A 22,491-nucleotide genomic window follows, 5' to 3' on the forward strand; every position below is an offset into this window, starting at 1 on the left:
CTTGGCACTTCTTTGGTCAGACCAATTTGAAACCGACGCTGGATTTCACGACATCAGCCACATTTTGAATGACCGCAGCTGCGGCAGGTCATGCAGCCCTCGATCATCACCATGTCGTACTGGCCGCAGGATGGGCAGGCTTTGCCGCGTGGCGCGTCCATGTTGACGACCTGCGCCTGGGGGTCGGATTTGAGCGCCATGCCCTCGCCCTCAAGAAAGCCGATATTGATCATGTGCTGTTCGATCACGCCACCAATTGCAGCTAGGATCGACGGGATATACTTGCCCTGAACCCAAGCACCGCCGCGCGGGTCGAACACCGCTTTTAGTTCTTCGACCACAAAGGACACATCCCCGCCCCGGCGGAACACGGCCGAGATCATGCGGGTCAGCGCCAGCGTCCAGGCATAATGCTCCATGTTCTTCGAGTTGATGAACACTTCGAACGGACGACGACGGCCACCAATGACAATATCATTGATCGTCAGATAGATCGCGTGCTCGCTGTCGGGCCATTTCAGCTTGTAGGTCGAACCTTCCAGAGACTGTGGGCGATCCAGCGGTTCGGACATGTAGATCACGTCGCCACCGTCAATTTCATGCGGTGCGCTTGCACTTTCACCCGGCGCTTTGTCTTCGCTTTCTGACACGGTCAGGACGGATCCTGTCACATCGTTCGGGCGATAGGTTGTGCACCCTTTGCACCCCTGATCCCAGGCCTGCATGTAGACATCTTTGAAAGCGTCAAAGCTGATGTCCTCGGGGCAGTTGATCGTCTTCGAGATCGAGCTGTCGATCCATTTCTGCGCCGCCGCTTGCATCTTAACGTGATCGGAGGGGGACAGCGTCTGCGCGTTGACGAAATAGTCTGGCAGCTCTTTGTCGCCAAACTTGTCGCGCCACATTTGCACGGCGTAGTCCACGACCTCTTCTTCAGTGCGCGAGCCATCCTTTTGCAGGACCTTCCGCGTATAGGCATAGGCAAAGACAGGCTCGATCCCTGACGACACGTTCCCCGCATAAAGCGAAATTGTCCCTGTCGGCGCGATCGAAGTCAGCAAAGCATTGCGGATGCCATGTTCGCGGATCGCATCGCGCACGTCATCATCCATCTGCTGCATCGTGCCGCTTTCCAAGTATTTCTCGGCGTCGAACAGAGGGAACGCCCCTTTTTCCTTCGCCAAGTCGACCGACGCCAGATACGCGGCGCGCGCAATCGCTTTCAACCAGAGTTCGGTCTGACGTGCGCCCTCGTCCGATCCATAGCGCAGACCCAGCATCAGCAGAGCATCCGCCAGCCCGGTCACGCCCAGCCCGATACGGCGCTTGGCCTGCGCCTCGGCGGCCTGTTCGGGCAGCGGGAACTTCGATGCGTCGACAACGTTGTCCATCATGCGGACGGCTGTCGCGACCAGCTTTTGCAGGGCAGCCTCATTCAGATGGGCCGCATCTTCGAACGGCTCTGCCACAAGACGGGCAAGGTTGATCGACCCCAACAGACATGCACCATATGGTGGCAACGGCTGCTCGCCACACGGGTTTGTCGCCGCGATGGTTTCGGCATAGCTGAGGTTGTTGGCTTTGTTGATCCGGTCGATGAAAATCACACCCGGTTCGGCATAGTCATAGGTGGCCTGCATGATCTTGTTCCACAGATCACGCGCTTGAACTGTGTGATAGACCTTGTCGTCGAACACCAGCTCCCACGGGCCATCGGCTTTGACAGCTTCCATAAAGGGATCGGTGACAAGCACCGACATATTGAACATGCGCAGGCGTGCGGGATCAGATTTGGCGGTGATAAACTGTTCGATATCCGGGTGATCACAGCGCATGGTCGCCATCATCGCGCCACGGCGTGAACCTGCGGACATGATCGTCCGACACATGGCATCCCATACATCCATGAACGACAGTGGCCCCGACGCGTCCGCTGCTACACCATGCACATCCGCGCCACGTGGGCGGATGGTCGAGAAATCATAGCCGATCCCCCCACCCTGCTGCATGGTCAGCGCGGCCTCTTTCAGCATGTCAAAGATACCGCCCATGCTGTCCGGCACCGTGCCCATGACAAAGCAGTTAAACAGCGTCACACGTCGCGCGGTGCCTGCGCCAGCGGTGATACGGCCAGCAGGCAGGTATTTGAAATCTTCCAGCGCTTCGAAGAACTTCTGCTCCCAATGCGCGGGGTCTTTTTCAACCTGCGCAAGATCGCGAGCGATACGCCGCCAGCTGTCCTCAACCGTTTGGTCAATGGGGGTGCCATCAGCCTGTTTGAAACGATATTTCATGTCCCAGATCTGCTCGGCGATGGGGGCGGCAAAGCGGCTCATTGGTGATTCCCTATTCTGAAAGAGGTATTCAGACTATCCCAATTCACGCCCTCACCACAACACCTTGATGCCAGCGCATTGCGAGCTACAATATAGAGAAGGGCCTCGGGACGACTCTGTGGGAAAGCTGTGGATAACTACATAAACCTCATAAAACTTTCGGTCGGATCGGAAAGCGTCGATACGCTGATGGAGTGGCAAGACAGCCGCAAGCCGCTTTATGAAGACGGCTTGCCGCGCCACGTCACCCGCATGTGGCCCAAACGCGAGGCCGAGATTCTGAACGGCGGATCAATCTATTGGGTCATCAAGGGTGTCGTACAGTGCCGCCAGAAGATCCTGCGGCTGGACGAAGTGCGCGGCGAGGACGGCATCCGCCGCTGCGCCATCGTGCTGGATCCTGAGGTGCACCGCACACAGAACGCTCTGAAACGCCCGTTCCAAGGGTGGCGATACCTTAAACCCGAAGATACGCCTGCCGATCTTCCCAAAGGACGGGCCGAGGATGATTCTCTGCCCGACGATCTGAATCGCGCGTTGGCGGACATCGGCGTGCTGTAATCAGTTCAGCCGGTCAAGCAATTCGGAAAGAACCTCTTTTTCACCCACACCATAGCTGGCAACCCGACTACGCCACAGCGTGGCCTGTGATTGCAGGATCAGGCCGTCCGACAGGATTTTTAGGTGGTTTGCGCGCAATGTCTCACCTGTCGAGGTGATATCGGCAATCGCCTCGGCGGTTTCGTTCATCACAGTGCCTTCGGTTGCGCCCTGGCTGTCGACCAGAGTGTAATCTGCAACCCCCGCGTCCGTTAGAAACTCGCGCACCAATCGGTGGTATTTGGTCGCAATCCGCAACCGGTGCCCGTGGGTTTTGCGGAACGCAGCAGCGACAGCATCGAGATCGTCCAGGGTATCGACATCGACCCAACAGGCAGGGGTCGCAATGATCAGATCTGCTTTGCCGAAACCAAGCGGCGAGATCTCTTCAATCTGTTGCTCCCAGCGTGGTAGTTTCTCATGCACCAGATCGGTTCCGGTAACGCCCAGATGAATGCGCCCCGCTGCCAGTTCGCGGGGGATTTCCCCGGCGGACAGCAGGATCAGCGAGACCCCGTCGATCCCTTCAACCTTACCGGCATATTCCCGGTCTGATCCGCTGCGCGACAATGTGATACCGCGCTTTTCGAACCACGAAAAGGTCTTGTCCATCAATCGGCCCTTCGAGGGCACGCCCAGTTTCAGGGTCATTGCGCGGCCTCCTCGATTTCGAGCATCAGGTCGGGACGCAGTACGCCGCCCACAGCTGGAATTTCCGCCCCGTTGCCCAATTGTCGCGTCAGCGCATCGTAACGCCCGCCGGTGGCAATCGGAGGCAAATCGGGGCGACCTTCAGCATAAAACCCAAAGACAAACCCGTCGTAATACTCCATCGACGTACGCCCATAGGCTGCCTCGAAATCCAACCGGCTCACATCAACACCACGCGCTTGCAGAGCGGCAATTCTTGCCTCAAGCCTGTCCAGCGCCGGGGTGATCTGAGGTAGGTCGACGGCCACATCCCGCAACTGCTCCAAAGCGAAGGGCATGGTTTCCCGAACGGTCAGCAGAGATTCCAAGCCTGCAAGCTCGTTGTCAGAAATCGGTGGCGTGTCGCGATCTTCACGCAGCGCGTCGATGCGGGCCTCAATCTCGGCAGCGCGGCGTTTTCCGATCATAGGAACGTCAAACCCCATCGGGTCTGCGGCCTCCAAAAGTATTGTGCGGTGCTCCGGCTCGGGCTTTCGCCCGGCGAACCGGTCCAGCAGGACGCGGAACCGACGTGGACGCCACAGATGGCGCATCAGCGCGGCCTTGCGTCGATCCGTGGTGCGCAACCCCTGAACAGCTGCCGTCAGGATGCCGATGTCACCGGTCGCCGCGCGCAGGGGCAGCCCCCGCAATTGCAGGGCAAACAGCGAAAACACCTCGGCATCCGCCCCAGCGGGATCGTTGCGGTCAAAAACCTCATATCCGACCTGAATGTACTCGTTGGACCGATCCGGGTCATGCTCTTGCCGACGAAAGACTTCGCCTGAATAGGTATAGCGTGCAGGTTCAGCCCCTTCGGTCATGTGCATCTGCACCACCGGAAGGGTGAAATCGGGGCGCAGCATCTGCTCGCCACGCAAGGCATCCGACGTCACGTAAGCACGCGCGCGGATGTCTTCGCCATAAAGATCCAGCAACGTTTCAGCCGGTTGCAGCAGGGGCGTATCCACAACCTGCGCCCCTGCGGCTTCAAACCGGACACGCATCATTGCGGCGCGGGCCTGTATCTGGGAACGATTGGGCATCGGTCAGTCCTGACTGTCCAGAATCTCGCGCACTTTGGCGACCAAATCACCACGTGACACTTCGAACTGGCTGGGGCGTTCTTTCCATTCCTCGAGCGTAGCGCTTTCGGCAATCTTCGCGCCAAGGATCAGGTCCTTGATCTGCACGATCCCATTGGCCTTTTCGTCACCGCCCTCGATCACTGCAATCGGAGAGTTCCGTTTATCCGCATATTTCAGCTGATTGCCGAAGTTCTTGGGATTACCCAGATAAACCTCTGCCCGGATACCTGCGTTGCGCAGTTCTGCCACCATCGCCTGATAATCGGCCATCCGTTCGCGATCCATAACGGTCACGACTACAGGACCCGTAGCCTGCGCGGCTATCCTGCCTTTTTCGCGCAGGGCAGCGAGCAGACGGTCGACACCGATGGAGACGCCGGTCGCCGGAACTTCCTGCCCGGTGAAGCGTTTGACCAGATCGTCATAGCGACCACCACCCGAAACCGATCCGAATTGCCGTTTGCGGCCTTTCTCATCGAAAATCTCAAAGGTCAGCTCGGCCTCATAAACCGGCCCGGTATAGTAACCCAGACCGCGCACGACCGAAGGGTCAATCTCGATCCGGTCCGCGCCGTACCCGCCCGCATCCAACAAGGTGCCGATTTGTTCCAACTCGGCGATCCCGTCCGCGCCGATCTTGCTGTCGCCTACGGCGGCGCGCAAGTTGGCCAATGTTCCGGCGGTTTCCGCGGCCTTGGAGGTCAGAAACGCGATCACCGGCTCAGCCTGATCCTCGCTAAGACCAACACCGTCGATAAACGCGCCAGAGGCGTCCAGACGGCCTTTGGTCAGCAGCTCTCGCACGCCCTGCTCGCCGACTTTGTCGAACTTGTCGATGGTGCGCAGAACGTTGTCGCGGGCAGCGACGTCTTCGCCAAGCCCCATCGCCTCAAGCACGCCGTTCAGAACTTTGCGGTTGTTGACCCGCACCAGATAGTCGCCGCGCGAAATGCCGACGGTCTCAAGCGTGTCCGACAGCATCGCGCAAATCTCGGCGTCAGCCGCCATCGAGGCCGTGCCCACCGTATCCGCATCGCATTGATAAAACTGGCGATAGCGCCCCGGCCCCGGCTTTTCATTCCGCCAGACTGGTCCCATCGCATAACGACGATAAGGCGTCGGCAAATCGTTGCGGTGCTGCGCGTAAACCCGGGCCAAAGGCGCGGTCAGGTCATAGCGCAGGGCCATCCAGTCGCCCTTGTCATTCTCGTCGACTTCCTGCCACGCGAACACACCCTCGTTCGGGCGATCTACATCCGGAAGGAATTTGCCCAGCGCCTCGACGGTTTCAACCGCGCTGCTTTCTAGGGCGTCAAACCCGTACTGATGATAGACGTCCGCAATAGCCCGCAGCATCTCGGTGCGCTGCGTGACTTCCTGGCCGAAATAGTCGCGGAACCCTTTTGGCGTTACGGCCTTGGGGCGGGGCTGTTTCTTGGGCTTGGCCATGTGGGACGTCCTTGGGAGTTGCCTTGTTCCGCGCGCGGTCTATCCCATGGCCTGCATCGGGGCAAGGCGCGCTTTCGCTGGCCATGCGCTGTCCGGGTCGCTATGACCGGCCTAAGACACAGGAGTCCCCCATGCAGCATCTGGAAGAGCAGATCGCCCATCTTGCCCGTACGGTCGAAGACCTCAACTCGGTCGTCACCCGCCAACAGGACGAGATTGATCGTTTGACACGCCGTGTCGAAATGCTGATGCGTCGCGAAGGCGAACGGGCGCAGGAAGGCTCGGGCGGGATCGTTTTGGGCGATGAACGCCCGCCGCATTATTGATGACTTAGAGCCCCAGCGACGTTTTCACCGCGTTGTCGACCACGCCACCCAAAAGGGCATCTTTATCCGCGGCACATCCTTCCGACAGCGCGGCTATGAACGCTTCTCGCAGCTGGGCTTTTTCCTCATCCGTGGTTGCATGATCTTCGATATTGATCTGGCGATTGTGGAGAGATAAGGCAGTCATCTTTCCAACAACAGTCACAACAAAGGCTTCGTCGCCATCCGCTTCTTCTGCAATCGAGGCGCACGTATAGTGCATGACGGGCAATGCATCCTGTACCATCTGTTCAGCCGCTTCATCGGCCGCAGCCACACACGGAGCCGCCAGGATTGCAGCACAAGCGGACATTTTGAGTTTGAAAAAACGCATCACCATCACTTCCAGTTATGTCCAATAATGGCTCCGGCCACGCCACCGATCGCTGCGCCTTTTCCGTCACCGACAATCGCACCTACACCTGCGCCGATCAGCGCGCCCTCAAGGGTCTTCTTTTTCTTCTTGTCGTCCGCCGACGCGACCGAGGCTGCAACCAAGGCCAGCGAAGCCGTCGCTCCAAACAAAACTCTTCTGAAATTGAGACCTGCAATTGTCATATCAACACCCTCCTGCGGCATGACCCAAAGACATCTCTGTTGGGTCAGCCTAGCGGGGTGCTAACTGTCTGGCAACAAAGAGAGGTCAGATCTCTTCGACGGACAAAATACCTTCCAGCGATTTTATCGCGCCTTTGATCTGCGGGTTGATCGGAAACTCAACGCCCAGATCCATTTCGACATCACCCGGCAGACTTGGGTCGAGCAACAACAATTGGATCGGACCGCGCGCCGCGCCTTTGGTGGCAGTTGCGGCATCCTCAAGAACTTTTGCTACGGTTGGCACCGCTTGCGCTTCGTCAACAAAGATACGCAGCCCTGTCGCCCCGGCTTCTGCCACCACGGAATCCGCAGGGCCGACCGAGCGCCCCAGCAGCTTGAGCTGGTCAGCTTCCATCGTCGCTTCGGCGGTCAGCACCACCTGCGCTCCGGTTTCCAGATACTCGCGCGACTTTTCGAGCGTTTCTGAAAACAGAGTGACCTCGTAAGCGCCCGTCGGATCCGACAATTGCGCAAAGGCGAACCGGTTTCCACGCGCGGATTTACGCTCTTGCCGTCCGGCAACAACACCAGCCATTTTGGCGATAAAGGGGCCAGAGCGTGCTTTTTCGGTCACCTCATCCAGTGTCAGAACCTGCTTGCGCTTCAGCGCGGGCATATAGTCGTCCAACGGATGGCCCGACAGGTAGAACCCGATGGCTTTGAATTCTTCGCTCAGTCGTTCAGCCGGCAGCCAATCAGGCGAAGGCGACAAGCGCGGTTCGGGCAGGTCATCGCCCGCCTCGCCAAACAGCGACACCTGGTTCGAGTTCTTCTGGTCATGGATGGCGGCCGAATACTGCACCAGCGGATCGAGGCTTTCGAACACGCGACGGCGGTTTTTGTCGAGCTGATCAAAGGCCCCTGCCCGCGCCATCATCTCTAGCGGGCGCTTGCCGACCCTCTTCAGATCAACCTTGCGGGCAAAGTCGAACAGGTTCACGAACGGCTTGCCTTCGCGACCAGCGACCACAAGGTTCATCGCTTCGACACCCACATTCTTTAGCGCGCCCAGCGCATAGACCAGATGCCCGTCCACCACGTCGAATGTCGACAGCGACCGGTTCACGCAAGGCGGTACATAAGGCAGTTCCAGCCCTTTACGGACCTCCTCGAAATATACGGCCAGCTTGTCGGTCAGGTGGATATCGCAGTTCATGACACCCGCCATGAACTCGACCGGGTGGTTCGCCTTCAACCAGCCTGTCTGATAGCTGACAACCGCATAGGCGGCAGCGTGGGATTTGTTGAACCCGTAGTTGGCGAATTTATCCAGCAGGTTCCAAACCTCGGTCGCCTTAGCCTCATCCACATCGTTCTCAGCAGCACCCTTGAGGAACTTGGGCCGCTCTGCGTCCATCGCCTCCTGGATTTTCTTACCCATCGCGCGGCGCAGCAAATCCGCACCGCCAAGGCTGTAGCCCGCCATTTCCTGGGCGATCTGCATCACCTGTTCCTGATAGACGATGATGCCTTGCGTCTCGTCCAGGATATGGTCGATGGACGGGTGCAGCGTGTCCCGTTCGCTCAGCTTATTCTTGACCTCACAGAACTTGGGGATGTTCTCCATGGGGCCAGGTCGGTAGAGCGCGACGAGGGCAATGATATCTTCGATACAGTCAGGCTTCATCCGCTTGAGCGCGTCCATCATGCCCGAGGATTCCACCTGGAACACCGCCACCGTTTTGGCCGCCGAATAAAGTTTGTACGTTGCCTCATCATCCAGCGGGATGGCGTTGATCTGGTTCTCGGCCCCGTCTGCAGGCTCATAAAGCTCGGTTCCGTCGGCGGCGACGTGCAATGGACGGTTGGATTTGAAGATCAGATCCATCGCATTCTGGATCACAGTCAGCGTCTTCAGACCAAGAAAGTCAAACTTAACCAGCCCGGCCTGTTCCACCCATTTCATGTTGAACTGAGTGGCCGGCATGTCGGATCGCGGGTCCTGATACAGCGGCACCAGCGCATCCAGCGGGCGGTCTCCGATAACCACTCCCGCCGCGTGGGTCGACGCGTTTCGCAGCAACCCCTCTACCTGCTGCCCGTAAGTCAGCAGGCGGTCCACAACCTCTTCGTTGCGCGCCTCTTCGCGCAGACGAGGTTCGTCTTTCAGCGCCTTCTCGATGGAGACAGGTTTGACGCCTTCCACCGGGATCATTTTGGACAGGCGGTCGACCTGCCCGTATGGCATCTGCAGAACGCGCCCAATGTCGCGCACGGCAGCTTTCGACAGCAACGCACCAAAGGTGATGATCTGCCCCACCTTGTCTCGGCCGTATTTCTGCTGCACGTAGCGGATCACCTCTTCTCGGCGATCCATGCAGAAGTCGATATCGAAATCGGGCATCGAAACCCGTTCCGGGTTCAGGAACCGTTCGAAAAGCAGCGAATAGCGCAGCGGATCAAGGTCAGTAATCGTTAGCGCATAGGCCACCAAAGATCCCGCGCCCGAGCCCCGACCTGGCCCGACCGGGATATCGTGATCCTTGGACCACTGAATAAAATCGGCAACAATCAGGAAGTAGCCGGGGAACCCCATGCCTTCGATGATGTCGAGCTCGAAATCCAAACGCTCTTGATATTCTTCGGGCGTCACTGCGTGCGGGATAACAGCCAGACGTTTCTGCAAACCATCATTTGCAATACGGCGCAGTTCGGCAACCTCGTCATCAGCGAATTTCGGCAGGATAGGATCGCGGCGATAGGCCATGAACGCGCAGCGCTTGGCAATCTCAACGGTGTTCTCAATTGCCTCAGGCAAGTCGGCGAACAACGTCGCCATCTCCTGCTGCGACTTGAAATAGTGCTGCGCGGTCAGACGGCGGCGGCCTTCCTGCTGATCGACATAGGCCCCCTCCGAGATACAAATCAGCGCATCGTGCGCTTCGTACATATCTGTGGTCGGGAAATAGACGTCATTGGTGGCGACCAGAGGAAGGTTTTTGGCATAGGCCATTTCGACGTGGCCGCGCTCGGTCAGACGTTCCGCCTCTGGCTGACCACCCTCACCCGGATGACGTTGGAGTTCGATATAGAGACGATCGGGGAACATCGCTGACAACCGGTCCACCAAGGCCTCAGCCGCGGGGCGTTGACCCTGCTGCAACAACATCCCAACCGGTCCATCCGGCCCACCGGACAGGCAGATCAACCCGTCAGATCGTTCCGCAAGTTCTTCCAGAGTCACCTGCGGCAACTGCCCACCCTTGTCGACGTAAAGACACGAGCTGAGTTTCATCAGGTTCTCATACCCGGCCTCGGACTGGGCAAGCAAAACCACCGGCGCGGGTGCTTTGGGCTTTTCGCCCGGTTGCGCCTGCACATAGGTCAGGTCAACCTGACAACCCATGATCGGCTGCACTCCGGCCCCGCTGGCGGTGACCGAAAATTCCAAAGCCGAGAACATGCTATTGGTATCCGTCACAGCGACGGCGGGCATGTCCATCTTCTCACACAGACCGGGCAGCTTTTTCAGCCGCACGGCGCCTTCCAGCAGGGAATATTCGGTGTGAACACGGAGGTGAATGAATCGAGGAATACTGCTCATGACCGCCACGCTATCCCAGCCGCGCGCCCGGCAAAAGCAGGAACCTTGGCTTTGGATTGCCAAAAAGATGGGCTTTGATTATTCGGCTTTTCCAGAAGGTGCTTCGGAGCCCGGCAGTAGCCAAAGACAAAAAACGCTTTAATTTCAATCAGGTGATCTCTAAACGAAGATAACAATCACGCTGCGTCAGTGCTCAATGGTGTATCACATAGGTAGTTTTTCTTGCCAGACAACCTGCGCTGTTTCTAACATCAGATGGCAAGCTATCCGCCCGCTACTCTTTCTACGTCGCATCGAAGGGGGGCACGCAAGGGCGCAACCGGGTAAGGCGACGGGTTTCTCGAATGAATATCACGTTTCTTCTGAACGGAGAGACAGTGGAACTGGCGGATGTCAATCCGACAGCGACCCTGCTGGATTGGCTGCGTGAGGATCGCGGCCTGACCGGCACCAAGGAAGGCTGCAACGAAGGCGATTGCGGGGCATGCACTGTCATGGTGACGGATGAAGGTGGCCACAAGGCGCTGAATTCCTGCATCCTGTTTCTGCCTCAACTGCATGGTAAGGCGGTTCGCACGGTCGAAGGCGCCAGTGGCCCCAACGGCGAGGCACACCCAGCCCAGCAGGCGATGGTTGATCTGCACGGCTCGCAATGTGGCTTCTGCACCCCCGGTTTCGTCATGTCGATGGTGGCAAGTCATGCAAATGGCGCGACGGATCATGACACCCAGCTTGCTGGCAACCTGTGCCGCTGCACCGGCTACGCGCCGATCATTCGCGCCGCCAAGGCTGCCGAAGAAGTTCCCGTCCCAGTCTGGGTGAAAGACAAGCCAGTCGCGACCCGGGTAACATCGCAGATGTTGCCGGAGTCTTCGGATGAATTGGCAGAAGTTTATACCAAATATCCGGACGCCACTCTGGTCGCGGGTGCCACGGATGTTGGGCTTTGGGTGACCAAGCAACTGCGTGACCTCGACCCAGTAATTTTTCTGAACCGCTGCGATGATCTGAAAGAGATCACGATCACGGATGACGAGGTTCGGTTCGGCGCGATGGTCGATATGAACCGGATGGGCGAAGCACTGGCGGACCTGCACCCGTCTTACGCCGAAATGATCCGGCGCTACGCCAGCGTTCAGGTGCGGCACGCGGCCACCGTGGGCGGAAATATCGCCAACGGCTCGCCCATCGGAGACAACCCGCCCGCACTGATCGCCCTGGGCGCAACGCTACATCTGCGCAAGGGCGACGAACGTCGCTCGGTCGCATTGGAGGACTTCTTTATCGACTACGGCAAACAAGACCGGACACCTGGCGAGTTTGTCGAATCCGTAAGTTTTCCGCGTCAGGCCGATCGTTTGAAGGCCTACAAACTCAGCAAACGGTTTGATCAGGATATCTCAGCCGTGTGTGGGTGTTTCAACATCACTGTATCGGACGGTATGGTTGCTGATGCCCGTATTGCCTTTGGTGGTATGGCTGGCACTCCCAAACGGGCTTCAAATGTCGAAGCCGCGCTGGTTGGCAAGCTATGGACGCATGAGACTGTTCGGTCCGCCATTCCGGCCTTCGACAGTGATTTCACCCCGATGACGGACATGCGCGCATCGGCCAACTATCGGCTGCAGACCGCCAAAGCGCTGCTCGAACGATATTTCCTAGAGGATCAGGGCGAAGTGACAAATGTATTGGAGGTGTCCGCATGAGCGTGACCAAACCCCTCCCCCATGACGCGGCGCCACTGCATGTCGCGGGAACCGCGCGGTATGTGGATGACATTCCGACGCCCAAAGGGTCGTTGCATCTGGCCTTTGGCATTAGCCCGATTGCCAAGGGTAAGATCAACACGATGGACCTGTCGGCGGTGAAGGCAGCCGAAGGTGTTGTCATGGTGATGACGGCCGACGATCTGCCGTTTGCCAATGACGTCTCACCGTCGATCCATGATGAACCTCTGCTGTCTGATGGCACGGTGCACTATATCGGGCAGCCCGTTTTCCTCGTCATTGCGACCAGCCACCTTGCCGCGCGGAAAGCGGCGCGTTTGGGCCAGATCGATTATGCCGAAGAGACCCCAATCCTGACGGTTGAAGAGGCGCTTGCCGCAGACAGTCGGTTCGAGGACGGTCCGCGCATTTATGCTAAGGGCGATGCGGATGCGGCCATTGCGGGTTCCGCGCATGTGATCGAAGGTGGATTCGAGCTTGGCGGTCAGGAGCATTTCTATCTGGAAGGTCAGGCTGCACTGGCCGTGCCCAATGAGGGCGCGGATATGTTGGTGCATTCTTCGACCCAACACCCGACCGAGATTCAGCACAAAGTAGCGGACGCTCTGGGTGTTCCGATGCACGCGGTTCGCGTTGAAACGCGCCGTATGGGCGGCGGCTTTGGAGGCAAGGAAAGTCAGGGCAACGCTTTGGCTGTTTCCTGCGCTATCGCAGCGCGTGCGACAGGCAAAGCCTGCAAGATGCGTTATGACCGCGATGATGACATGATCATCACCGGCAAGCGCCACGCGTTCCGGATTGCATATAAGGCCGGGTTTGATGAGAACGGCCACATCCAAGGCGTTTCCTTCCTGCATCATGCGATTTGTGGTTGGGCACAGGACCTGTCCCTGCCTGTCGCAGACCGTGCGATGCTGCATTCGGACAATGCCTATCTGCTGCCGAATGCCCGGATCGAAAGCCATAGGCTGAAGACCAACACTCAATCCGCTACCGCCTATCGCGGGTTCGGCGGACCTCAGGGTATGGTCGGGATCGAACGCGTGATGGATCACGCCGCGTATGAGCTGGGAATGGACCCGGTCGAATTGCGTCGCCGGAACTACTATGAGCCGGCGCATGTTGTTGCGGATCCCGTGATCGCTGAAAAGCCGCTGGGCCATCCTGACCCGCACGAGGACCTGACCAGCCGAGGCGCGGTTGAGATGGGCAACGCCCCGGTGCGTCCCTTGCCCGCAGGTGGCAATACCACGCCGTACGGGATGGAGGTCAGTGACTTCGAACTGCACGGCATGACTGCCAAGTTGCTACAATCCAGCGACTACACCGCACGCAAGGCTGCCATTGAGAAGTGGAACGCCGAAAACAGCGTGATCAAGAAAGGCATCGGCTTTTCTCCGGTTAAGTTCGGCATTTCGTTTACGTTGACCCACCTGAACCAGGCAGGTGCGTTGGTACATGTGTATCAGGACGGCTCGGTCCACCTGAACCACGGCGGCACCGAGATGGGGCAAGGTCTGTTCCAAAAGGTAGCGCAAGTGGCTGCCTCTCGCTTTGGCATTCCGTTAGAGATGGTGAAAATCACCGCGACAGATACAGCCAAAGTGCCTAACACATCTGCTACGGCCGCGTCCTCGGGTAGTGACCTTAACGGTATGGCGGTCAAAGCGGCCTGCGACACGATCCGCGACCGAATGGCTGACTATCTGGCCGAGCGGCATCAGGCCGACCCATCGACGGTGACCTTCTCGGATGGCTACGTTTCAGTCGGCGAAGAACGCTATACGTTCTCAGAAGCCGCTGCGCTGGTTTATCAAGGCCGTGTCAGCCTGTCTGCGACCGGGTTCTATAAGACACCCAAGATCGAGTGGGACCGGATCAAAGGCCGGGGGCGCCCGTTCTTTTACTTTGCCTATGGCGCGTCGATCACCGAGGTCGCCATCGACACGCTGACCGGCGAGAACCGCATTTTGCGGACGGACATCCTGCATGATGCAGGCGCGTCTCTGAACCCGGCGCTGGATATTGGACAGGTCGAAGGCGCATACGTACAGGGTGCCGGTTGGCTGACAACCGAGGAACTGGTTTGGGATGGCAAAGGAAACCTGCGCACGCATGCGCCGTCGACCTACAAGATCCCCGCTTGCTCGGACCGGCCTGACGTTTTCAATGTCGCGCTCTGGAGCGGTGAAAACCGCGAGGACACGATCTATCGCTCAAAAGCGGTCGGAGAACCGCCCTTTATGCTGGGTATTTCCGCGTGGCTTGCCCTGTCGAATGCGGTGGCGGCCTGCGGGGACAGCTATCCGGCGCTGGATGCACCAGCAACGGCGGAAGAAGTCTGGAAGGGTGTCCAACGGGTAAAGGGAGAGACCTGATGGGATTTGATCGAGAGGCTTTGAGGGAGGCGGTCAAAATCCACGGCAAGGTGACCCGGGTGGTTATCGCCGGGATCAAGGGGTCATCTCCGCGCGAAGTTGGCGCCGCAATGCTTGTTTGGGAGAACGGGCAGTCGGGCACCATCGGCGGTGGCACGTTGGAGTATCTGGCGGCTGAAGCAGCCCGATCCCAAGTAGCGCCCATGCGCCAAACACACCATGCCCTCGGCCCGGATATGGGCCAGTGTTGTGGCGGTGCAGTCACCCTGCTGAGTGAAATCTACGATCTTGCGGCCGTCGACCGGCTGGATGATGCAGTCATTGCGCGCTCGGCTTCGGGTGGTGAGATGCCACTTTCGGTCAAGCGACTGTTGTCGCAGGCCCGCGGTCAGGGTGTTGCGCCCGAACCGCAGCTGATTGACGACTGGATGGTCGAGCCCGTTCACGAACCCGCGCGCAATCTGTGGATATGGGGTGCCGGTCACGTTGGCCGCGCTCTGGTCGATGTCCTGTCACCGCTGCCCGATCTGTCAATCACCTGGATCGATACCGGTCCTGAGCGATTTCCCAAAGCGGTGCCCGGCGGCGTAACCGTCGTTCCGACAGCGAAACCGGCTGAACTGGTACGCCATGCGCCGCGCGATGCTGAGCATCTTGTGCTTACGTATTCACACAATCTGGACCTGGAACTATGCAACAGGTTGCTTTTGCATGATTTCCGCTTTTCGGGCCTGATTGGCTCGGCTACGAAATGGGCGCGATTCCGGTCCCGGTTGGCCGCATTGGGACATGCGCCCGAGCGGATTGGCCGGATCACCTGCCCAATCGGAGATCCAGCCCTGGGCAAGCACCCGCAGATGATCGCAGTTGGTGTCGCGGCGCAGATCCTGCGCCCTGCCCGGCAAAACGAAATAAAGAAGGACCTGAGCGCGTGACCACTCCACTTCTAAGCTTACAAGGGCTGACTAAAGCCTATCCCGGCGTCGTGGCCAATGATCAGGTGTCCTTTGACATCGGTGAGGGTGAGGTTCACGCCTTACTGGGCGAAAATGGTGCCGGTAAATCAACGCTGGTCAAAATGATCTACGGTCTGGTGAAGCCCGACAGCGGCACCATGCTGCTGCGCGGCCAAGCCTTCGCGCCACCCGAACCCCGCGCCGCACGGGCGGACGGGATCGCGATGGTATTCCAGCACTTCTCGTTGTTCGACGCATTGAACGTGGCCGAAAACATCGCCTTGGGGATGGAGAACCCACCAGCCATGGGCGATCTGGCGGCGCGAATTCGCGAGGTTTCGGAAACTTACGGTCTGCCACTGGATCCTTATCGCACTGTCGGTGATCTGTCCGCGGGTGAGCGTCAGCGGGTCGAAATCATCCGCTGCCTGTTACAGGATCCGAAGCTGCTGATCATGGATGAACCGACATCGGTTCTGACCCCTCAGGAAGTCGACATCTTGTTTGAAACGCTGAACAAATTGCGGTCCGAGGGCACCTCGATCCTGTATATCTCGCACAAGCTGGAAGAAATCCGCACGCTTTGCGACCACGCCACGATCCTGCGATTGGGGAAGAATGTCGGCGAATGTGTTCCCGCTGAGACCTCGGCACGGGATATGGCCGAGATGATGGTGGGGTCGACCCTGCAAACACCCGAACGTTCGGGGCGTGAGTTTGGTGAGGTCGCCCTGGATGTGAGCGGTTTGTCAGTTCCATCACCATCCGAGTTCGGTACCGCGTTGAAGAATGTCCACATGACCGTCCGTAAGGGCGAAGTTCTGGGAGTTGGCGGTGTCGCGGGCAACGGACAAGACGAACTGTTGGGCGTTCTGTCGGGCGAGATCACCACAGCACCCGACGCAATTAAGTTCAACGGTCAGCCGATCGGCAAACTGGGGCCGACCGCGCGCCGCAAACTGGGCGTTCTGACTGCACCAGAAGAACGTTTGGGCCACGCGGCCGCCCCAGACATGAGCCTGACTGAAAACGCCTTACTAACCGGATCGGTCCGTGAAGGACTTGAGAACAACGGCTTCCTCAAATGGGCAGAAACCAAGAGCTTTGCCGAAAAGATCATTAGTGCCTTTGACGTCCGCACACCGGGGCCTGAAAACGCCGCGCGATCTCTGTCAGGGGGCAACCTGCAGAAATTCGTCATTGGGCGCGAAGTCCTGCAAAACCCGGACGTGCTGGTTGTGAACCAGCCGACTTGGGGTGTGGATGCGGCGGCTGCGGCCTCGATCCGTCAGGCCATTCTGGATTTGGCCGCCAAAGGCACCGCAGTCATCTGCATATCGCAAGATCTGGATGAGCTGATGGAGATATCGGACAGCTTTGCGGCGCTCAACGAAGGACGGCTCAGCGCTCCGCGCACGACCACAGGTCTGACGGTCGACGAAATCGGCCTGATGATGGGCGGCGCGCATGGCATGGAGGTGGCCCATGTTTAACCCGTCGGACCGCCTTCGGCGAAAAAATTTACAAAAAGATGAAGAAACTGGGGGAATGAGCAGATGATTGTGTTGGAGAAACGGCCGCAGCCGTCCAAAGCGTGGTCTTACGCGACCCCTCTGGTGGCCGTGCTGGCTACCATGGTTTTCGGCGGCATCCTGTTCGCCATTCTGGGCAAGAACCCGATCCAAGCCATTGGCACCATTTTCTGGGAGCCGCTGTTTGGCGAGTTCGCTTTCTACTACCGTCCACAATTGCTGGTCAAAGGCGCGCCGCTGGTTCTGATCGCCATTGGCCTGTCCTTAGGTTTCCGAGCCGGTATCTGGAATATCGGTGCCGAGGGGCAATACATCATGGGCGCTATCTTTGGTGCCGGAGCAGGTTTGGCCTTCTATCCGCTGGACGCGTTCTACGTTTTCCCGATCATGGTGATCGCCGGCGCATTTGGCGGTTGGCTTTGGGCGGCAATCCCGGCCTTCCTGAAGGTGCGTTTTGGCACCAACGAAATCCTCGTATCACTAATGCTGGTCTACGTGGCCGAGCAGATGCTGGCTTCGGTTTCGCTTGGTCTGCTGAAGAACCCCGAAGGGTTCGGCTTTCCCGGATCGCGCAACCTGCAATCCTATGAAAGCGCGCATAACGCCGAGCTGATCGCCGGATCGGGCATGCACTGGGGTGTGGTGACTGCGCTGATCGCTGTGATCTTTGCCTATGTCCTGCTGAACCGTCACATGCTGGGTTTCCACATTCGCCTGACGGGTGAAGCGCCGCGTGCGGCGAAGTTCGCGGGTGTAAACCCGGCACGCCTGATCCTGTTCTGTCTGGGCATGTCCGGTGCGCTGGCCGGGTTGGCGGGGATGTTCGAGGTCGCAGGCCCATCAGGACAGGTCAGCATCGACTTTAACGTGGGCTACGGCTTTACCGCGATCATCGTGGCCTTTCTGGGTCGTCTGCATCCGGTGGGTATCCTGCTGGCCGGTGGCCTGATGGCGCTGACCTATATCGGCGGCGAAATCGCGCAATCCCAGCTGGGCCTGCCTGCTGCTGCCATTCAGGTCTTTCAGGGCATGCTCCTGTTCTTCCTGCTGGCTTTCGATCTTTTGACCAACTACCGCATTCGTGCGGCCCGTAATGAGGTGGCGTGACCCATGGACCTAGGTGAAATCAATCCCGTACTTTTGGTCGCCTCGCTTATGGTGGCCGCAACCCCCCTACTGCTGGCGGCGATCGGAGAGCTTGTTGTCGAAAAAGCAGGTGTTCTTAACCTTGGCGTCGAGGGCATGATGATTGTGGGCGCAATCAGCGGATTTGCGATCTCTGTCGAAACAGGATCACCCTGGCTGGGGTTCATTGCAGCAGCCATTGGTGGCGCGGTTCTGTCCCTGCTGTTCGTCCTGCTGACGCAGTTTGCGCTGGCGAACCAAGTGGCCAGTGGTCTTGCGCTTACCCTGTTCGGCCTTGGCTTCAGCGCGCTGATGGGTCAAAGCTATGTAGGTGTCAAACCGCCCAGCATGGGAGATATCCATATCCCGTTGCTCAGCGATATTCCGGTGATCGGCCCCATCCTGTTCCAGCATGATCCGATCCTGTATCTGGGCATCGCGCTGGTTGCAGCGGTCTGGGCCACGCTGAAATACACCCGCGTCGGTTTGATCCTGCGCGCGGTGGGTGAAAACCACGACGCCGCACACGCACTGGGCTACAAAGTCATCAAGATTCGCATCCTGGCGATCCTGTTTGGTGGCGCCTGCGCGGGTCTCGGTGGAGCCTATATCAGCCTGATCCGCGTCCCGCAGTGGACCGAGGGCATGACCGCCGGTGTTGGCTGGATTGCTCTTGCGCTGGTGGTCTTTGCCAGCTGGAAACCATGGCGTGCTTTGCTGGGTGCTTATTTGTTTGGCGGAATCACGGTGTTGCAGCTTAATCTGCAGGCCGCAGGCGTTGCCATCCCAGTCGAGTATCTGGCAATGTCGCCCTACATCATCACGATCCTTGTGCTTGTGATCCTTTCGGCCGACAAGAGCAGCGCACCTGCCTCACTGGGCCGGACCTTCCACGCCTCGCACTAGACGGGGCCAATTGAACCAACTTGGGGAGTAACCACATGAAATTCACATCACTTCTTGCCAGTGCCGCGATGGTGCTGGGCCTTGCGACCGGCGCGGTCGCACAGGACAAAACAAAAGTAGGCTTTGTCTATGTCGGCCCGGTGGGCGATGGCGGCTGGACTTATGAACACGACAAAGGCCGTCTGGCGGTTGAGAAAGAATTCGGCGACAAGGTCGAGACCGTGTTTGTTGAATCCGTTCCCGAAGGCCCGGATGCCGAGCGTGTGATGACCCAGATGGCGCTTGAAGGCGCTGACCTGATCTTTACCACCTCGTTCGGGTACATGGACCCAACGATCAACGTGGCCAAGAAATTCCCGAACGTGAAGTTCGAGCACGCGACCGGCTACAAGACCGCACCGAACGTGTCCGTCTATTCGGCCCGCTTCTACGAAGGTCGTGCCGTTCAGGGCCACATCGCGGGTAAAATGACCGAGTCGAACATCATCGGCTACATTGGCTCCTACCCAATCCCCGAAGTGATCCGCGGCATCAACTCGGCCTACATCCACGCCAAAAAGGTAAACCCGGATGTCGAGTTCAAGATCATCTGGGCCTACACTTGGTTCGACCCGGCGAAAGAGGCTGATGCCGCAACCGTTCTGATCGAACAAGGTGCGGACGTGATCCTGCAGCACACCGACTCGACCGCGCCGCAGGCGGCTGCGCAAGAGGCAGGCAACGTAATCACTTTCGGTCAGGCCTCGGACATGAGCGAATATGCCCCCAAGCCGCGCGTCTCTTCGATCATCGACAACTGGGCGCCCTACTACATCGCACGTACCCAAGCGGTCATGGATGGGTCGTGGGAAACCGTGAACACTTGGGATGGCATCAAGGAAGGCATGGTTGAGATCGGTGAGATTTCGGACGCCGTTCCGGCCGACATCAAAGAGGAAGCACTGGCGATGAAAGCCGCCATGGCAGCGGGTGAATACCATCCCTTCACAGGCCCGATCAAAAAGCAAGACGGCAGCGACTGGCTGGCTGAAGGCGAAACCGCCGATGACGGCACGCTGGCTGGTATGAACTTCTACGTTGAAGGTTTGGAAGGCGAAATTCCGCAGTAAGCTGTGATCTTCTGAGACGAAGCTTTAGAAAAATCGACGAGGCCCGCATATGCATGCGGGCCTTTTTTGAATGACCACTTTGAGCCCATTCTACAAATGCTGCGCGATGCCCGAATGACATCAATGCGCAGGAAACGGACTTTGCAAAATATGGTAATCGGCCGTTAGCTCACCTTGGTAGGCGGAACAGCAAATGGCGATTACATGGCGCAAGTAGACCGTAGCGTGACCCTCTGGTATTGACTGGTTTTCGAGAAGGCCCAAAACGCGGCCAACTTTGATTGAAACTCATTGTTTCCCGCCAACACAATAAAGGAAGCTCTAACTTGATTTTTCGAACTGCCTTATTTGCATCCATTGTTGCTGCCACATCAGTCGCGGCCCAGGAAACTCCCATCGTCCATGACGGAGAATTCAATTTTCTTCGCGCTCAGTACGGCGAGCAATGGGATGCCCAAGACATTGAGATCGATAAGAAACTAGCGGAAGTTCGAGAAAGAAACGATGGTAAGCCCCCTAATATTCTCTACGTTCTCATCGATGACGTGAGTTTTGGCCTCATGGGCAATCCTGCGATGAACTTTGTCACCGGATTTGACACACCAAACATCAACGATTTCGCCGCAGAAGGCCTTTCTTTGATGCGGATGTATACCGAGCCTTCCTGCACACCTACCCGCACTGCATTCCTGACCGGAGGGCACCCAATTCGCGCGGGTGTTAAGGAAGTGAAAGTTGCTCTTGTTGGTGAAGGGTTGTCCAAGAACGAAGTTACCATCGCGGAAATTCTCAATCAATCCGGCTATAACACAGCACATGTTGGGAAATGGCACCAGGGCGATATTGAGGAGTCATTCGCTCATAACCAGGGGTTTGATGTCGCGTATTTTCCAGTCCATCAGCAAGTGCAACTGAGCCTGATGACACCAGAGGCTGCGAATGCAGGTAACCTCAATGGCTGGCATCCATCCACTCAATCCGGGAAATATGGAATGGATGAACGGTTCAAACCTTATGGTCTTGTAACTGGCCTCGAAGCCAGGGCCGGAGAGACCGCACGGGAGGTAGGCATAGAAGCTGGCGAGGAATGGACACAGGCGCACTATGAACGCATGAACGAGACCTATCAGGCTCAGGTCTTGGAGCAACTTGACCGTTTGGCGGGAGAAGATGATCCATTCTTTCTCCAATACTGGCCGCTTTACCCAATCAATTTCACTTACGGCGAACAGCAGCGGTCCCGGAACGGTGGCTTTATGGCTGATAAAATGGAGCAACTTGACGATTGGATCGGTGATTTGATGGCCAAAGTTGATGAACTTGGAATTGCGGATAACACGCTTGTTGTGATTATGGCGGACAACGGCATCTTTAAGCAGTATTCGCCCACTTCAGGCATGATCGAATTGATTTACCGGGGCGGCAAAGCGGAACACCTCGAAGGAGGGGTACGTGTTGATGCTTTCGTACGCTGGCCAGCTGCAATCGAAGGAGGCAAGTACGCAGGGGACATCGTTCACGTTTCCGATCTATTCACAACCTTCGCCCGTATCGCTGGCGGAACTGAATTCATCCCGCGTGACCGGATCATCGACGGCGTGGACCAGACAGCATTGTTTCTTGAGGGGGATGGTAATTCGCGGAGAGATTATGTCTATATCTACGAAGGACCGGTTTTGCGTTCGATTGTGAAACAGGAATTCAAGATGCACATGCCTGCACCTGGTGTCCCAGGGGCCGCTGCGCCGGTGTTTAACATCCTTCGCGATCCGCGCGAGGTGTATTCTGACATCGGCCAATCGCTTTGGTCCGGAGCGTCCTTCCAGGATATGGCCAAACGGCATCAAAAAATGATTGCAAAATACCCACATCGCGAGATTGGGACTGATGAACCCTATGGAGGCATTGAAAATCTGCGACCAGAAAGCGAACTGGCCCGCAAGACTTTTGCAAGCTGGCAATAACCAAAACGCCGCTTCACGGACTAGGTTAGTGTAGTTCCTGAAGCGGCCTCTCTGATTGGTGTTCACCCTTAAGAGTGGGTTTTCACCTTTTCTTCTTGAGCAGCACTACAGGTTGTGGATGG

At 57.8% G+C, this 22,491-nt stretch carries 18 protein-coding genes; 11 read left to right on the forward strand and 7 right to left on the reverse strand.

Annotated features, from left to right (window positions below):
* Nucleotides 1–53 precede the first annotated feature (53 nt).
* Nucleotides 54–2,336, reverse strand: coding sequence for an adenosylcobalamin-dependent ribonucleoside-diphosphate reductase (locus QMP16_RS07250; protein ID WP_282151807.1), 2,283 nt, complete (start codon nucleotides 2,334–2,336; stop codon nucleotides 54–56).
* A 129-nt stretch (nucleotides 2,337–2,465) separates the two neighbouring features.
* Here QMP16_RS07250 and QMP16_RS07255 point away from each other — a divergent pair, with 129 nt between their 5' ends.
* The gene (locus QMP16_RS07255) at nucleotides 2,466–2,897 is read left to right on the forward strand and encodes a DUF1489 family protein (protein ID WP_282151808.1); all 432 of its coding nucleotides are present in this window, start codon (nucleotides 2,466–2,468) and stop codon (nucleotides 2,895–2,897) included.
* On the opposite strand, the gene hisG is transcribed toward QMP16_RS07255, so the two are convergent.
* From hisG to hisS, 3 genes are read right to left on the reverse strand one after another with little or no spacing between them, the layout of a single operon-like run.
* A complete protein-coding gene (gene hisG, locus QMP16_RS07260; protein ID WP_282151809.1) occupies nucleotides 2,898–3,587 on the reverse strand; it encodes an ATP phosphoribosyltransferase in 690 nt (229 codons plus the stop codon).
* Nucleotides 3,584–4,672, reverse strand: coding sequence for an ATP phosphoribosyltransferase regulatory subunit (locus QMP16_RS07265; protein WP_282151810.1), 1,089 nt, complete (start codon nucleotides 4,670–4,672; stop codon nucleotides 3,584–3,586). The genes hisG and QMP16_RS07265 overlap by 4 nt, the downstream gene beginning before the upstream one ends.
* Before the next feature lie 3 nt (nucleotides 4,673–4,675).
* Nucleotides 4,676–6,163 (reverse strand): histidine--tRNA ligase, encoded by a 1,488-nt coding sequence (gene hisS / locus QMP16_RS07270; protein ID WP_282151811.1) that lies wholly within the window; start codon nucleotides 6,161–6,163, stop codon nucleotides 4,676–4,678.
* A 131-nt stretch (nucleotides 6,164–6,294) separates the two neighbouring features.
* Between hisS and QMP16_RS07275 the strand changes: the two genes are divergently transcribed.
* Nucleotides 6,295–6,489, forward strand: a complete 195-nt coding sequence (locus tag QMP16_RS07275; protein WP_058275721.1) for a SlyX family protein — start codon at nucleotides 6,295–6,297, stop codon at nucleotides 6,487–6,489.
* A 4-nt stretch (nucleotides 6,490–6,493) separates the two neighbouring features.
* Here the strand turns inward: QMP16_RS07275 and QMP16_RS07280 are convergent, their stop codons facing one another.
* The 3 genes from QMP16_RS07280 to dnaE form a co-directional block, all read right to left on the reverse strand.
* Nucleotides 6,494–6,862, reverse strand: a complete 369-nt coding sequence (locus QMP16_RS07280) for a hypothetical protein (protein WP_282151812.1) — start codon at nucleotides 6,860–6,862, stop codon at nucleotides 6,494–6,496.
* 5 nt (nucleotides 6,863–6,867) lie between these two features.
* Nucleotides 6,868–7,086, reverse strand: a complete 219-nt coding sequence (locus tag QMP16_RS07285; RefSeq protein WP_282151813.1) for a YMGG-like glycine zipper-containing protein — start codon at nucleotides 7,084–7,086, stop codon at nucleotides 6,868–6,870.
* An 85-nt stretch (nucleotides 7,087–7,171) separates the two neighbouring features.
* Entirely contained in the window at nucleotides 7,172–10,672 is a 3,501-nt protein-coding gene (gene dnaE / locus QMP16_RS07290; protein ID WP_282151814.1) for a DNA polymerase III subunit alpha, read from the reverse strand.
* On the opposite strand from dnaE, the gene QMP16_RS07295 reads away from it, so the two are divergent.
* From QMP16_RS07295 to QMP16_RS07335, 9 genes are all read left to right on the forward strand, one after another.
* Entirely contained in the window at nucleotides 10,671–10,814 is a 144-nt protein-coding gene (locus QMP16_RS07295; RefSeq protein ID WP_282151815.1) for a hypothetical protein, read from the forward strand. The two genes, dnaE and QMP16_RS07295, sit on opposite strands and share 2 nt — an antisense overlap.
* Nucleotides 10,815–11,016: 202 nt before the next feature.
* Nucleotides 11,017–12,378 carry a xanthine dehydrogenase small subunit gene (gene xdhA, locus QMP16_RS07300; protein WP_282151816.1) on the forward strand — a complete coding sequence of 454 codons (1,362 nt, stop codon included), beginning with the start codon at nucleotides 11,017–11,019 and terminating at the stop codon, nucleotides 12,376–12,378.
* On the forward strand, nucleotides 12,375–14,777 hold the full coding sequence (gene xdhB / locus QMP16_RS07305) for a xanthine dehydrogenase molybdopterin binding subunit (RefSeq protein ID WP_282151817.1): 2,403 nt from the start codon (nucleotides 12,375–12,377) through the stop codon (nucleotides 14,775–14,777). The genes xdhA and xdhB overlap by 4 nt, the downstream gene beginning before the upstream one ends.
* Nucleotides 14,777–15,712, forward strand: a complete 936-nt coding sequence (gene xdhC / locus QMP16_RS07310) for a xanthine dehydrogenase accessory protein XdhC (RefSeq protein WP_282151818.1) — start codon at nucleotides 14,777–14,779, stop codon at nucleotides 15,710–15,712. Before xdhB ends, xdhC begins: the two co-directional genes overlap by 1 nt.
* Nucleotides 15,709–17,226, forward strand: a complete 1,518-nt coding sequence (locus QMP16_RS07315; protein WP_058275481.1) for an ABC transporter ATP-binding protein — start codon at nucleotides 15,709–15,711, stop codon at nucleotides 17,224–17,226. The genes xdhC and QMP16_RS07315 overlap by 4 nt, the downstream gene beginning before the upstream one ends.
* Nucleotides 17,227–17,289: 63 nt before the next feature.
* Nucleotides 17,290–18,372 carry an ABC transporter permease gene (locus QMP16_RS07320; protein WP_058276029.1) on the forward strand — a complete coding sequence of 361 codons (1,083 nt, stop codon included), beginning with the start codon at nucleotides 17,290–17,292 and terminating at the stop codon, nucleotides 18,370–18,372.
* Between the two features lie 3 nt (nucleotides 18,373–18,375).
* On the forward strand, nucleotides 18,376–19,296 hold the full coding sequence (locus QMP16_RS07325; protein ID WP_108859238.1) for an ABC transporter permease: 921 nt from the start codon (nucleotides 18,376–18,378) through the stop codon (nucleotides 19,294–19,296).
* Between the two features lie 35 nt (nucleotides 19,297–19,331).
* On the forward strand, nucleotides 19,332–20,405 hold the full coding sequence (locus QMP16_RS07330) for a BMP family ABC transporter substrate-binding protein (protein WP_282151819.1): 1,074 nt from the start codon (nucleotides 19,332–19,334) through the stop codon (nucleotides 20,403–20,405).
* Between the two features lie 281 nt (nucleotides 20,406–20,686).
* Nucleotides 20,687–22,369 (forward strand): sulfatase-like hydrolase/transferase, encoded by a 1,683-nt coding sequence (locus QMP16_RS07335; RefSeq protein ID WP_282151820.1) that lies wholly within the window; start codon nucleotides 20,687–20,689, stop codon nucleotides 22,367–22,369.
* Nucleotides 22,370–22,491 lie beyond the last annotated feature (122 nt).

Origin of the sequence: Ruegeria atlantica (genome assembly GCF_947495585.1) — a bacterium.
Lineage (GTDB): Bacteria > Pseudomonadota > Alphaproteobacteria > Rhodobacterales > Rhodobacteraceae > Ruegeria > Ruegeria atlantica_G.